Consider the following 13799-nt stretch of genomic DNA (forward strand, 5'->3'; position numbering starts at 1 on the left):
CGATCCCGCGGACAGCCTAAGGGGCGGGCGGGTGGTGCGGCACGAGTGGGGGCCGGGGTCTGTGACCCCGGCCCCCCGCTCATGCGTACGGGCTACTTCTCGGTGACGCCCGCCGAGTCGAACGTGGCGACCTCGTGCATCGCGCGGGCCACGCTCTGCACCACCGGGAGGGCGAGCAGGGCGCCGGTGCCTTCGCCGAGGCGGAGGTCGAGGTCGACCAGGGGGCGCAGGCCCAGCTTGTTGAGGGCGGCCGCGTGGCCGGGTTCGGCGCTGCGGTGGCCCGCGATGCAGGCGGACAGCACCTCGGGGGCGATGGCGCGGGCGACCAGGGCGGCCGCTCCCGTGCTGACGCCGTCCAGGATCACCGGCGTACGCAGCGAGGCGCCGCCGAGCAGGAAGCCGACCAGGGCCGCGTGCTCCAGGCCGCCGACCGCGGCGAGCACGCCGATCGGGTCGGCCGGGTCCGGCTGGTGCAGTTCGAGGGCGCGGCGGACGACATCGACCTTGCGGGCGTGCGTCTCGTCGTTGATGCCGGTGCCCCGGCCGGTGACCTCGGCCGGGTCGACGCCGGTGTACAGGGAGATCAGGATGGCCGACACCGTGGTGTTGGCGATGCCCATCTCACCCGTCAGAAGCGCCTTGTTGCCGGCCGCCACCAGATCGCGGGCGGTCTCGATGCCGACCTCGATGGCCGCGATCGCCTCCTCGCGGGTCATCGCGGGACCGGTCGTCATGTCGGCCGTGCCCGGGCGCACCTTGCGGGGCAACAGGCCCGGGGTGGCCGGGAGTTCGGAGGCGACGCCCACGTCGATGACGCACACCTCGGCGCCCACCTGGTTGGCGAAGGCGTTGCAGACCGCGCCGCCGCCGAGGAAGTTGGCGACCATCTGGCCGGTGACTTCCTGGGGCCAGGGGGTGACGCCCTGGGCGTGCACCCCGTGGTCCCCCGCGAAGATCGCGACGGCCGCGGGCTCCGGGATCGGCGGCGGACACTTGCGGGACAGGCCGCTGAGCTGCGCGGAGATGATCTCCAGCATGCCGAGCGCACCGGCCGGCTTGGTCATCCGCTTCTGCCGCTCCCAGGCCTCGCCGAGCGCCTTGGCGTCCAGCGGGCGGATGCCGGCGACGGTCTCCTGGAGCAGGTCGTGCGGGTCCTCGCCGGGCAGCGCGCGGCGGCCGTACGTCTCCTCGTGGACGACCCAGGACAGCGGGCGGCGCTTGGACCAGCCCGCCTGCATCAGCTCGGGCTCCTCCGGGAACTCGTCCACGTAGCCGACGCAGAGGTAGGCCACGACTTCGAGGTGCTCGGGCAGTCCGAGGGCGCGCACCATCTCGCGCTCGTCGAAGAAGGAGACCCAGCCGACGCCGAGGCCCTCGGCGCGGGCCGCGAGCCACAGGTTCTCGACGGCGAGCGCCGAGGAGTACGGGGCCATCTGCGGCTGGGTGTAGCGGCCCAGGGTGTGCCGGCCGCCCCGGGTCGGGTCCGCGGTGACGACGATGTTCACCGGGGTGTCGAGGATGGCCTCGATCTTCAGTTCCTTGAACTGCTTGGCCCGGCCCTTGGGCAGCGACTTGGCGTACGCCTCGCGCTGGCGCTGGGCGAGTTCGTGCATGGTGCGGCGGGTCTCGGCGGACCGGATGACCACGAAGTCCCAGGGCTGCGAGTGTCCGACGGAGGGCGCGGTGTGGGCCGCCTCCAGGACGCGGAGCAGCACCTCGTGCGGGATGGGGTCGCCGCGGAAGCCGTTGCGGATGTCGCGGCGCTCGCGCATGACGCGCAGGACGGCCTCGCGTTCGGCGTCGTCGTAGGCCGGGGCTGCGGGCGCCTGCTCGGGCACCTCGACGGCCTCGGCGACCTGCTCGGCGGCGGGCGCCTCCGGCTCGGCCGAGGGGGCGGCGGGCTCGGGCTCCGGTGCGGCGGACGGCTGGGGCGCGACGATCACTTCGAGGGGCTCGTCCGGCACGGACATGGCCTCGGAGACGACGGGAGCGGCCACCGGAGCCTCTTCGGGGGCCGCCGCCGGAACGGCGACGGACTGCTCGGCGGCTTCCTGCTGTCCCGGCTGCTCCTGCTGCGGTACGAGCACGGGCTCGGGCGCCTGGACGGGCTCGGCGACGGGCACCTGCGCCGTCTCGGGTGCCGGCACCTCGGCGGCGGGCTCGGCCGGGCTCGCCTGCTGCGGCGTCTGCTCGGCCACTGCGGCCTGCGGCACGCGCAGGGCCACGTGCGTGGCGGCCTGGCTCTGCGGCGCGGCCTCCTCGACGACGGGCGGTACGGCGACGGGCTGTTCGGCGACGGGCTCGACCGCCACGGGCTGCTGCGGGAGCGGCGCCTCGACGACGGGCTCGGCCACGGCCTGCTCGGCGGGCCCGGGCTCGCCCACGACCGGCTCGGGCGTGACGGGCTCGGCGGTGGCGGTCTCGGCCTGAGCCGGCTCGGTCACGATCGGCTCGGCGGACGCGGGTTCGTCGGCGACCGGCGCCGCCGGGGCGGCCTGCTGCTCGGCGACCGGTTCCGGCGCTGCCTGTTCCGCGACGGCCTGTTCGGCCACCGGGGCCTCGGCGGTGGCGGATCCGGCCCCGACCGGGGCGACGAACCCGGCGGGAGCGGCCTGCTCGGGCTGAGCGGCCGGCGGTACGGGCTCGGCGGCCATCGGCACGTCCTGCGCCACAGGCTCCTGGGGCACGTCCTGCGCGGGCGCGGCCGTGGCCGGCGCGAGGTGGGGGCCGGTCGGAACGGACCCCTCCACGGGCACGAACTGGCCGACGGGCTGCGGCTGTTCGGGCTGCCGCGCCATCTGCTGGGCGGCCTGCCGCGGCGCCTGCTGGGCGACGAGCTGGTCCACGAGGAGCGCGGGCTGGGCAAGGGCCTGTGCCTGCGCCGCGTGTTCGGCGCCCTGGTGCTGGGCGCCCGAAGTGGCGGCCTGCCCAGCGAACTCCTCGAACTCCTCGGGGACGACCGTTTCTGCAGGGGGCATGGGGGTGTTGAGCGAGGCGTGCGGCGCCGAACGCTGCTGAGGCGTCCATGCCATTCCGGGCCCCGGCGGGAGGTCCCCGAACTGCGGTCCCGGCGCCTGGGCGGCCGGCTCCTCGCGCGGGATGTCCAGGTATTCGGGGCCCGTGGTCGCGGGCCCCTGGGTGCGCGCGGCCGTCGGGTTGCCCGGCGTTCCGGCCGGGCCGCGGTCGGCGAGGGAGCGTACGACGCCCCCGGAGGCGTCCGGGACCTGCGGGCCGAGGTGCAGGGGGCGGCGGGACGGCGGCGGGGTGGTGGCCGCGGGCGCCTGGGCCGCGCGGGCGCCGCCGAGTTCCACCGAGCCGGTGTCGCGGCCGCCGGCCTCGTGCGCGCCTGGCTCGGCGCGGCCGGGCGCCTGGGCCATGACGGGAGCGGGGGCGGGCGCGGACTGCGGGTCGATCCAGGCGCCCTGGGCGCCCGGCATCAGCAGCAGATCGTCGTCGTCCACGGGGTTCACCGAACTGTCTGCGGGATCGAGGAAGGTGTAGGCGCCGGGAGCGGGGAAGCCCGGCTGTTCCACCATGCCTGCGTTCTCCGGCAGTCCCTCGCCCGGGACCTGGCCGGTGTCAGTCATGCGTACCCCTCGCCCATCTGTAGTGCTCCTTCGGCCTGCGCCCGGGGAGCCGCGCTCATGTCACGCGCGGCACCCGTCGCTCGCGACGAGTGCGCCGCGCGGTGGCGAGCGGCCCGCAGGCGTCAACGACACCATGCATTGTCGCGGGCCTTCGCCGCCGTGGCGGTCAGTCTCGGCCACGGACCGTGTGGGCTGCGCCACGTTGCGCGTCCCCCGGATGTGCCGTACCGCCGACGGCGCCAAAGGGGGCCCCTTTTCCGGCCCTTGACGAGGTGAGCGCCGAACGGCCGGGTGCGGTACAACGATCGGCCAGCCTACCCCCCGCGACGCGCCGGAGGAGTCACGGGGATCTTTCTTTCCGCCTTCCGGAGAGCAGGAAGGCGACCGAGCGTTCGCGCTCCGTCCAGGCGCTCGTGTCGAGGTCGACCGATTGCAGCAGGGCGCACTCGACGTCGTATCCGCCGGCGCTCAGCGCCGCTCCCACGGCCTCCGCCCCGTCCCGGGTGGCCGCGTGCGTCACGATGCGCTCCGGTCTGCGGTCGGCGCACGCCGCCACGACGGCGGCGCCGCCCCCTCCGACGCGTACGACGTCGGGTTCGGGCAGCGACTCCAGTGCGTGCGGGGCCCTGCCGTGGACGGCCTGGACCTGGACGCCGAAGCGGCGGGCGGTGGACTCGGTGCGTGAGCAGGCCTCCGCGTCGGCGTCGACGGCGATGACGGCGGCGCCGAACCGGGCCGCCTCGGCGGACAGCGCGCCGCTGCCGCAGCCGATGTCCCAGACGAGGTCGCCGACGCGCGGCCCGAGCCGGGCGAGTTGGGCGGCGCGCAGTTCGGTGGACTCGCCCGGGCCGAGCCCGGCGCCGTACTCGCGGGCGGGCAGCGCCCAGCCGCGGGGCGCGGAGGGGTAGCCGGGGGCGGGTCCGGCGAGCCAGCCGTCGCCCTCGGTGGCGGGGCCGCCGCCGAGGACGATGACCACGTTGGGGTCGCGCCAGGCGTGGTCGGCGGCGTTCTCGGAGGTGAGGACGGTGACCTGTTCGCGGTCGCTGCCGAGTTCCTCGCAGATGACGAACGTGCGGTGGACGCCTTCGAGGAGCAGCGCGAGTTCGGCGGGCCCGGCGCCGGGCGAGGTGAGGACGGCGACCTTGCGGTGGGCGCGGCAGACGTTGACGGCGCGGCGCAGGGTGCGGGGGTGGGCGACGACGATCCGGGCGTCGTCCCAGGGCATCCCGGCGCGGGCGAAGGCTCCGGCGACGGACGGGACGGCGGGCACGACCTCGACCTCGAGGCCGTGCTCGGGGTCCCTGAGGGTACGGACGACGCCGAAGAATCCGGGGTCGCCGTCGGCGAGGACGACCGCGCTGCCGCGGTGGCCGGCGATCCGGCGGGCGGCCAGGCCCACGCTGCCCAGGCGGATGCGCTCGGCGCCGGGCGGTACTTCGGGGAGTGCGAGGTGGTGGGCGGCGCCGGCCACCAGGGTGGCCGCGGAGAGGGCGGAGGTGGCCGCGGGGGTGAGGGGCGAGCCGTCCCAGCCGATCACCGTGACGCGGTCGGCCATCTTCGTCAGACTCCAGGTGTGGTCGCGGGTCGGGGCGGCAGCGGTGCCGGCGTACGGAACGAGGGTAGTCGCGGACGATCCGCGCGGCTGTCGGCGGTGGGCCGGTTCCCGTCGGTGCGGGGGATCAGTTCCAGTCGGTGTAGGAGGCGTATCCGGCGTCCGCGAGCTGGTCGGCGATCCCGTCCAGGTCCTCGGGGAGCAGGCTCCACACGATGAGGTCGGTGCGGATGTCCGTCCAGCCGCCGTCCTCGGTCTGCGTACGCGCTATCCACGCGTTGCGCAGCACCCCCTCGCTGATGCAGCCGATCTTCTGCGCGACCTGCTGGGAGGCGGTGTTGTCGGCGGCGGTGCGCAGTTCGAGGCGCTCGAACCGCTGGTCCCTGAACAGCCATTGGGCGGTGGCGAGCACGGCCTCGGTGGCATAGCCCTCGCCGCGCGCCCAGGGCGCCACGACATAGCCGACCTCGGTGGCCAGGGTGCGCCAGTTGGTGTTCTGGAGGTGAACGATGCCGACGAGGCGCTGGGTGAGGAACTCGGTGACCGCCAGAACGATTCCTCGGCCCTCGGTGCGCTCGCGCGGGGCGATGTGGCGGACCCAGTCGTCGGCGTCGCGGGCCGTGTAGGGGTGGGGCACGGCGGTCCAGGCGACGACCTGCTCGTCGTTCATCATCTCGATGAGCGCGGGGCTGTCGGCATCCTCGAAGGGGCGCAGCACCAGGCGGTCCGTGCTGATGGAGATGTCCGGGAAGACCGGAAAGGGGGTAGTCATGTGCCGCTCCATGCCGTGGACCGCCGTGGGGACCGCGGGGCCCCTGGGGCCTCCGTGGCCCGTCAACCGATAAGGACCGTAAAGGCACAGCATGCAGCATCGGGCCGTCGGCGCGCATGGCCGGGTGGCCGTGGCGACGAAGGTCCCGGACACCTGACGAGGCGTCCGGGACCTTCGTACGGCCTTACGGGGAGCGCTACTTGGCGGCGCCGAACGCGGGGACGACGGAGCCCGCGTACTTGTCGGTGATGAACTTCTTGACCTCGTCGGAGTTCAGGAGCTTGACGAGCTTCTGGACGCGCGGGTCGTTCTCGTTGCCCTGCTTGACGGCGAGGAAGTTGGCGTAGGGGTTGCCCTCCGCCTTCTCCAGGGCGAGGGCGTCCTTGGCCGGCTTGAGGTCGGCCTCGATGGCGTAGTTGCCGTTGATGACGGCGGCGTCCACGTCGCTCAGGGCGCGGGGCAGCGTGGCGGCCTCCAGCTCCTTGAACTTCAGGCCCTTGCTGTCCTTGATGTCGGAGAGCTTGGCGCCGGAGCCGGCCCCGTCCTTCAGGGTGATCAGGCCGTTGGTGGCGAGGAGTTGGAGCGCGCGGCCCTCGTTGGTGGTGTCGTTGGGGACGGCGACCGTCTGGCCGGAGGTGATGTCCTTGAGGGCCTTGACCTTGTGCGAGTAGAGGCCGAGGGGCTCCAGCTCCACATTGACGACGGGCACGATGTGGGTGCCGTTCTTCTTGTTGAAGTCGTCCAGGTAGGGCTTGTGCTGGAAGAAGTTGGCGTCGACCTGACCCTGCTCGGTGGCGGTGTTCGGCAGGACGTAGTCCGTGAACTCCTTCACCTCCAGCTTGAGTCCGGCCTTGGCCGCCAGGTTGTCCTTGACGTACTTCAGGATGTCGGCGTGCGGGGTCGGGGACGCCGCGACGACCAGCGCCTTGGACTCGTCGGCCTTGCCGCCGGCCGTCTTCGGGTCGGAGGAGGAGCCGCAGGCGGTGAGGCCGGCGGCGAGCGCGGCGGTGACGACGGCGACAGCGGTGATCTTGGTGTTCTTACGCACGAAAAGTGCCTCTTTCCGGTGGTGCGGTGTGACGCCCGGACAAGGAGTGCGGGCCGTTGGGGAGAAGGGTCAGGAGGTCCGGCCGCGGCGGGCGAGCAGGCGTACGACGCCGTCGCCGAGCAGCTGGATCACGGTGACGATGGCGATCAGGACGGCCACCGTGACGAGCATGAAGGTGGTCTCGAAGCGCTGGTAGCCGTAGGTGATGGCGACCGAGCCGAGACCGCCGCCGCCCACCGCGCCGGCCAGCGCGGAGTAGCTGACGAGGGTGATCACGGTGGTGGTGATCGCGGAGACGAGCGAGGGCAGCGACTGCGGCAGCAGCACCTTCCACACGATGGTGGGAATGCCGCCGCCCATGGACTGGACGGCTTCGACGAGCCCGTGGTCGACCTCGCGCACGGCGGTCTCCACGAGGCGCGCGAAGAAGGGGACGGCGCCGATGGACAGCGGCACGATCATGGCGCTGGGGCCGATGAAGGTGCCGACGAGCCAGGTGGTGAAGGGGATCAGGGCGATCAGCAGGATGATGAAGGGCAGCGAGCGGCCGATGTTCACGATCACGCCGATGACCTTGTTCACCGGGCGGTTCTGGAGCAGGCCGCCCTTGTCGGTGAGCACGAGCAGCACACCGAGCGGCAGCCCGAGCCCGATGGTGACCAGGGTCGCCCAGAGCACCATGTAGAGGCTGTCGTACGTTCCCTGCGACAGCAGCGGCTGCATGTCCGACCAGCTCACTTGGCACCTTCCTCGACCAGGTCGAGCGCCTGGCTGTCGTTCGGGACGCTGTCGTCCACGACGTCCACCTGGAGGCCCTGCTCGCGCAGGAAGCCGACGGGGACGACGTTCTCCTCGTAGCGGCCGGGCAGTTCGATCCGCATCCGGCCGATCTGCTTGCCGGCGACGGTGTCCATGGCCGCGCCGAGGATCGAGATGTCGATGTTGTACGTCCGCGACAGCTGGGAGATGACCGGCTGGGTGGCGGCCTCGCCGTGGAAGGTGACGTCGATGACGGTGCGCTCGGGGCCGGAGGCCTCTCCGGTCACGGGGAAGAGTTCGGAGGCGAGTTCGGAGCCGGGGGTGGCGAGCAGCTCGCCGACCGTGCCGGACTCGATGACGCGGCCCTTGCGCATGAGGGCGGCCGAGTCGCAGATCGTCTTCACGACGTCCATCTCGTGGGTGATGAGCAGGACGGTGAGGCCGAGCTGCTGGTTGAGGTCGCGAAGGAGCTGGAGGATCGAGCGGGTGGTCTCCGGGTCGAGGGCGCTGGTCGCCTCGTCGGAGAGCAGCACCTTGGGGTCGCCGGCCAGGGCGCGGGCGATGCCGACGCGCTGCTTCTGGCCGCCGGAGAGCTGGGCGGGGTAGGCCCTGGCCTTGTCGGCGAGGCCCACCAGGTCGAGCAGTTCCAGCGCCTTGCGGGAGCGCTCCTTGCCGGAGATCCCGAGGATCTCCAGGGGCAGCTCGACGTTGTCCTGCACGGTGCGCGAGGACAGCAGGTTGAAGTGCTGGAAGACCATGCCGATGCGGGAGCGGGCCCGGCGCAGGTCCTTGCCGGCCCGGCGGCCGCGCCCGGCGAGCGCGGTCAGGTCGACGCCGTCGACGGTCACCGTGCCGGAGGTGGGGCGCTCCAGGAGGTTGACGCAGCGGATGAGGGAGGACTTTCCGGCGCCGCTCTGGCCGATGACGCCGTACACCTCGCCCTCGCGCACATGCAGGTCGACGCCGTCGAGCGCGGTGATATCTCGTCCGCGCGACTGGTAGACCTTGGTCAGGCCCGTTGTGGTGATCACAGGATTTCCGTCACTGTCGAGTGCGCGGCGCGGGGTGGGCCGGGCACGGGGCAAACGTGTTCGGGGCGCGGCTCGGCCTCATCGGTGGATACCGGGGGCACGGTGGCGCGGGGCAGGCCGGATCCGTAGCTCGTGGTACGGAGACGGGCGCGGCCGACGTGGTCTCGCTTCGGGGCGCGAGGCTCAGGCGGGGGCCCTCAGAAGGCGCACATTCGACACAGACAACGAGCACCGGGCGTCGTGATCGCCTCGGTCGCAAGGGTGCGGCTGCTCGTCGTGGTCATGTCGCAAGTAAAGCAGAACCGGTCGGGAACGAATCAGGGATGTCCGAATACCGGACATCCCTGGACTGCCATGTGGACGCTCTCACTCCGCCGCGGTGATCTCCACTCCCCCGTCCGTGACCAGCGCGGAGACGGCCGACAGGTGCTTCCCGACCACATCGGCGAGGAGCTCCTCGGCCCGGTGCGTTGTGGCCAAGGCCACGGTGGTCACGCCCGCGGCCCGGGCGGCCGCGAGCCCCGCCGGGGCGTCCTCGAAGACCACCCAGCGGGCCGGGTCCACGTCGAGGCGGGCGGCCGCGAGCAGGAAGGGCTCGGGTCGGGCTTTGCCCCGGGTGAGCCTACGGGCGGGGGTGGGGGTGAGCGCATCGGGCCTTTCGGCCCGTAATACCCTCGACCCCATGCTCGATGCCCTGACGATCGCGGTCGCCGCCGCCGCGCTCGCCCTCGCCGCCTGGTGCGGATTGGCCGCATACCGGGACCAGGCCACCAAGGACTGGCACTTCATCGGCATGGCCGTGGTCACCGTCCTCGCGCTGGCCCAGCTCGTGGTCGGGCTCGTTCAGCTCGGCCGCGGCGAGCGGCCCGAACAGGGCGTCGCGATCTTCGTCGCGTATCTGGCCGGAGCCTTCGCGGCCGTCCCGGCGGCGGGCTTCCTCTCGCTCTCCGAGCGGACCAAGTGGGGCTCGGTGACGGTGTCCGCGGGCGCCGTGGTGCTCGCCGTGCTCGAAGTGCGTCTCTACGACATCTGGGGAGGCTGACCGTGACCGAGTCCGCCACTGACACCACGCCCGCCGAGAAGCTCGGCTCCGGGCCCGGCCGGGTACTCGTCTGGTTCTACGGGGTGTTCACCGTGGCCGCGGCGTCCCGCTCGATCGTCCAGATGATCATGGACTTCGGCAAGGCCCCGCTGGCGTACGTACTGTCCGCGATCGCGGCCTGCGTCTACGGCTTCATCACGTACTCACTGGTGCGCGGCGGCGAGAAGGCCCGCCGGGCGGCGCTGGTGTGCTGCGCGGCGGAGCTCCTCTTCGTCCTGATCGTCGGCACCTGGACCCTGGCGGACGCCTCCGCCTTCCCCGACGCCACGGTCTGGTCGGACTACGGCATGGGCTATCTCTTCATCCCGGTGATCCTGCCGGTCCTCGGCATGCTCTGGCTCAGGCGCGCCAAGCCCTGACGATCAGGCGCTGGCCGCGAACTCCGAGGCCGCCGCGTCCTTTTCGAGGGTGATCAGGGAGAGCCGCGCGCTCACGGCCTCGGTGGCCACGGTCGCGTACCCGTGTCTGCGGTAAAGGCGCAGGTTCGACTCGCTGCGGTGGCCGGTGAACAGCTGGAACCGCTTGGCGTCGAGTTCGGCCGCGCAGTGCGCCTCGATGGCGTCCAGGAGCCGGCCCCCCAAGCCGTGTCCCTGCATCCGGGGGTGCACGATCAGCTTGTCGATGCGGCCGGTGCCGGACGCGTCCACCCGCCCCCGCACCGAGGCCACGACCTCGTCGCCGAGCCGGGCCACCAGGGCGTATCCGGTGGAGAGTTCGGCCCTCAGCTCGTCGAGGGTCTGGGTCAGGGGCTGGATCGAGTAGTCGCCGTAGAGCTCGGCCTCGCGCTGATAGCACAGGAACTGCAGCTTCAGTATCTGCTCGGCATCCTGTGCGCCGGCCGCAGAGATGGTCACGCTCATGCCCATGTGTGCATGCCTCTCGCTCAACTGGTCCCCGATTGTCTACCGCTCCTTTCCCCCATGTTCAGGAGCGGCAACCTCCGCCGCCAGCATTCTGCGCAGGCATCCCAGGCAACGGGAACGCATCGGCCCCAGACTGCCCTGTGAGATATCCAACTCCCCTGCGATTTCCCGGTAGGTGGGGTCCTGCGGCGAGAGCAGCGCGGTCAGCAGCCGGGGGCAGTTGCCCGGGGTGCGGCCCACCGCGGCGCGCAGCGTGCGGCGCCGCTCGGCGGTGAGGGCGGCGAGTTCGGGCCCCGGTGCCGGGTCGGCGGCGGGCGCGCTGGCGTACGGACTCTCCCGGCGGCGCAGGCGGCGGGCCCGGCGCGCCTCGGCCCGCACGGCGGTGCGCACCCAGCGCGCCGGGACCGGGGCGCCCGACTGCTGTTGTTCCAACAGCCTGAGCCAGACGGCCTGTTCGAGGTCGGCGGCGTCGACCCCGGTGCCGGCCGCCTCCGCGGCGGCCTCGGCGGCGAGAAGCGGGCTGAGCTCTGTGACGAGATCCATGCCCGGCGGGACGCGCCCGCCGCGGCGACCGGTTTCCGCGACGGGCACTTCTCACTCGTACGGGGACGAAGGGCGCTCCGGCTCTCAGCGCCCGCGGAAGTCGGCCGCGGCGAGCAGCGCGGTGTCCGCGTTGTCGGAGAACACCGCGTCGATACCGGTGGCGAAGTACGTCCTGAAGGCGCCGAACGCGTCGCCGTAGGCGTTGGGGTCGGTGCCGCGGCGGAAGTCGGCGGGCAGGAAGGTGTTCTCGTTGCGCATCGTGTAGGGGTGCAGGATCAGCCCCCGCGCGTGCGCGTCACGGACGAGGGAGGTCGGCCGGGTCAGCCGGCCCGCCGCGTCCTTGGGGATGATCAGGTCGAGGGTGGGGCCGATGCCCTGGGCGTACGAGGCGATCCACTTCAGGCCGTCGGGCCTGACCAGGTCGTCGACGGTACGGGGGTCGCCGCTGACGACGAAGTCCCAGGGCCTGGTGCCCGCGTTGGACAGCAGCACCACCGAGGGCGTGTCGACCAGCTTCGCCAGGCGCTGGATGCTGCTGGGCTCGAAGGACTGGAGGAACTGCGGGGAGTCGGCGCGGTGGCGTCCGTAGCGGCGCAGCATCGAGGCGAGCCGGTCCTCCAGGGGCAGCCCTATGCCGCGGAAGTAGGTGGGGTGCTTGGTCTCGGTGTGCAGCCAGATCCGGCGTCCCAGGCGCCGGCCCTGCTCCTGCGCCCAGCGCAGCACCTCCTCGAAGGTGGGAATGTCCCAGCGGCCGTCGTACAGCGTGTTGCGCTGACGGTTGGCCGGGATGCGCTCCTTCGCGCGCAGCGTCTTGAGCTCGGCGAGCGTGAAGTCCTCGGTGAACCAGCCCGTGACGGAGACCCCGTCGATGCTCTTGGTGGTCTTGCGGGAGGCGAATTCGAGGTGGTCGGCGACGTCGGTGGTGGCCGAGATGTCGTTCTCGTGGCGGCACACCAGATGCCCGTCCTTGGTGGGCACCAGATCCTGCTCGATGACATGGGCGCCCAGATCGAGGGCGTGCTGGTAGGAGCCGAAGGTGTGCTCCGGGCGGTAACCGGCGGTCCCCCGGTGCCCGATGACATACGGGACGGGCAGGTCGCGGTAGGAGCCGGGGCCCCGGCCGTGGCGGTCGGCGGCCGAGGCCGGTGCGCCCGCGAGCCCGGTGGCCGCGGTCGCGAGCACGACGGCACCGGCCGCCCCCAGCACGCCGCGCCGCCCGGGACTCATCCGCTCACCCTCAGTCATGAACACTCCTCAGTCATCGGTTCCCCCGCGCCTTTTCGCGCGCCGGGCACGCTTGTCCCGCACCTGCCAGAGCGAGGAGTCGAGCGTAGGCAAAGAGAGCTGAAGAAAGGGATGCTTCGGGGGTACCCGGGGACCAACGCGGGCGGAAGTCGGCGCGAACACATGTCAACAGCGCGTATCCACTTCGTGAACCCGGTGTGCGATCAGAGGTGACCCGCGAGTATCGTCCTCACCTGCACACATCCCACCCACCCAGACCCAGACGACCCCGGAGGGCCCGTTGTCCCGCTTCGCGCTCATCAAGGCAGTGCTCGGACCGATCATGCGCCTGATGTTCCGCCCACAGGTGGAAGGCGCCGAGAACATTCCGGGCACCGGTCCAGTGATCCTCGCCGGCAACCACGTGACGTTCATCGACTCGATCGTGCTGCCCATCGTGTGCGACCGGCAGGTGTCCTTCATCGGCAAGGACGAGTACGTCACCGGCAAGGGTCTCAAGGGTCGCCTCATGGCGTGGTTCTTCACCGGGGTCGGAATGATCCCGGTCGACCGGGACGGCGCGAACGGTGGTGTGGCGGCGCTGATGACCGGCCGCCGCGTCCTGGAGGACGGCCAGATGTTCGGCATCTACCCGGAGGGCACCCGCTCCCCCGACGGCCGTCTCTACCGCGGCCGTACGGGTGTCGCCCGCCTCACCCTGATGACGGGTGCGCCGGTCGTGCCGTTCGCGATGATCGGCACGGACAAGTTGCAGCCGGGTGGTGCGGGGATGCCGCGGCCCGGCAAGGTGACGGTCCGCTTCGGCGAGCCGATGGAGTTCTCGCGCTACGAGGGCATGGACCGGGACCGCTATGTGCTGCGGGCGGTCACGGATTCGGTGATGGCGGAGGTCATGCGGCTGTCCGGGCAGGAGTACGTAGACATGTACGCCACCAAGGCCAAGGCCGCCTAACCCCAACTCCCCACCCCTTCAATGCCCTTGGCCCCCACCCCGCCAGGGCACGCCCCAACCCCGCCAGGGGCGCGGGGAACTGCGCGACCAGCCCCAGCCGACCCGCACCCAAACCCTCAGCCCCCAGGGCACAGCCCACGTCCGCTCCAGACCGCAGACCGTGCCGGGCCGATCGCGCAGTTCCCCGCGCCCCTGGCAGCACTGACGCCCAAGCACCCCGGGCCCCCGGCGGCGCCAACGCCCAGGCCCCCAAACCGCAGAGGGACGCCCGCACCCGGGCGGCGTCCAAGCGCGGGCACCCCCGACCGAGCGGGGTAATCGGCGCGGGCACCCCCGGCCAAGCGG

General features: G+C 72.3%; 11 protein-coding genes and 2 pseudogenes. 3 read left to right on the top strand and 10 right to left on the bottom strand.

The genetic code is table 11. From position 1 onward, the window contains the following. Positions 1-92: 92 nt before the first annotated feature. The 7 genes and pseudogenes from cobT to N4G70_RS25165 form a co-directional block, all read right to left on the bottom strand. Positions 93-3587: a nicotinate-nucleotide--dimethylbenzimidazole phosphoribosyltransferase gene (gene cobT, locus N4G70_RS25135; protein WP_261714979.1), complete on the bottom strand. Its 3495-nt coding sequence runs from the start codon at positions 3585-3587 to the stop codon at positions 93-95. Positions 3588-3927: 340 nt separating this feature from the next. Then, positions 3928-5142: a precorrin-6y C5,15-methyltransferase (decarboxylating) subunit CbiE gene (cbiE, locus tag N4G70_RS25140; RefSeq protein WP_261714980.1), complete on the bottom strand. Its 1215-nt coding sequence runs from the start codon at positions 5140-5142 to the stop codon at positions 3928-3930. 124 nt (positions 5143-5266) lie between these two features. Then, complete coding sequence (locus tag N4G70_RS25145) at positions 5267-5923, bottom strand: GNAT family N-acetyltransferase (RefSeq protein WP_120725105.1); 657 nt, start codon at positions 5921-5923, stop codon at positions 5267-5269. Positions 5924-6107: 184 nt separating this feature from the next. Continuing rightward, positions 6108-6959: a MetQ/NlpA family ABC transporter substrate-binding protein gene (locus N4G70_RS25150; RefSeq protein WP_261714981.1), complete on the bottom strand. Its 852-nt coding sequence runs from the start codon at positions 6957-6959 to the stop codon at positions 6108-6110. Between the two features lie 69 nt (positions 6960-7028). Next, complete coding sequence (locus tag N4G70_RS25155; RefSeq protein ID WP_261714982.1) at positions 7029-7697, bottom strand: methionine ABC transporter permease; 669 nt, start codon at positions 7695-7697, stop codon at positions 7029-7031. Further along, positions 7694-8749 carry a methionine ABC transporter ATP-binding protein gene (locus N4G70_RS25160; RefSeq protein WP_261714983.1) on the bottom strand — a complete coding sequence of 352 codons (1056 nt, stop codon included), beginning with the start codon at positions 8747-8749 and terminating at the stop codon, positions 7694-7696. Before N4G70_RS25160 ends, N4G70_RS25155 begins: the two co-directional genes overlap by 4 nt. A gap of 366 nt (positions 8750-9115) precedes the next feature. After that, positions 9116-9484: pseudogene (locus tag N4G70_RS25165) on the bottom strand (HAD-IA family hydrolase); the annotation flags it as partial. Here N4G70_RS25165 and N4G70_RS25170 point away from each other — a divergent pair. After that, a complete protein-coding gene (locus tag N4G70_RS25170; RefSeq protein ID WP_261714985.1) occupies positions 9432-9791 on the top strand; it encodes a hypothetical protein in 360 nt (119 codons plus the stop codon). The pseudogene N4G70_RS25165 and the gene N4G70_RS25170 sit on opposite strands and share 53 nt — an antisense overlap. Positions 9792-9793: 2 nt before the next feature. Continuing rightward, a complete protein-coding gene (locus N4G70_RS25175; protein ID WP_261714986.1) occupies positions 9794-10210 on the top strand; it encodes a hypothetical protein in 417 nt (138 codons plus the stop codon). A gap of 3 nt (positions 10211-10213) precedes the next feature. On the opposite strand, the gene N4G70_RS25180 is transcribed toward N4G70_RS25175, so the two are convergent. The 3 genes from N4G70_RS25180 to N4G70_RS25190 form a co-directional block, all read right to left on the bottom strand. After that, positions 10214-10717 carry a GNAT family N-acetyltransferase gene (locus N4G70_RS25180; protein WP_261715059.1) on the bottom strand — a complete coding sequence of 168 codons (504 nt, stop codon included), beginning with the start codon at positions 10715-10717 and terminating at the stop codon, positions 10214-10216. Between the two features lie 36 nt (positions 10718-10753). After that, positions 10754-11257, bottom strand: coding sequence for a sigma-70 family RNA polymerase sigma factor (locus N4G70_RS25185; protein WP_261714987.1), 504 nt, complete (start codon positions 11255-11257; stop codon positions 10754-10756). Positions 11258-11341: 84 nt separating this feature from the next. Further along, positions 11342-12502: a glycerophosphodiester phosphodiesterase gene (locus N4G70_RS25190; protein WP_261714988.1), complete on the bottom strand. Its 1161-nt coding sequence runs from the start codon at positions 12500-12502 to the stop codon at positions 11342-11344. Between the two features lie 222 nt (positions 12503-12724). On the opposite strand from N4G70_RS25190, the pseudogene N4G70_RS25195 reads away from it, so the two are divergent. Beyond that, a pseudogene (locus N4G70_RS25195) lies at positions 12725-13454 on the top strand (lysophospholipid acyltransferase family protein). Positions 13455-13799 lie beyond the last annotated feature (345 nt).

This window comes from Streptomyces sp. ASQP_92 (genome assembly GCF_025399895.1).
Lineage (GTDB): Bacteria > Actinomycetota > Actinomycetes > Streptomycetales > Streptomycetaceae > Streptomyces.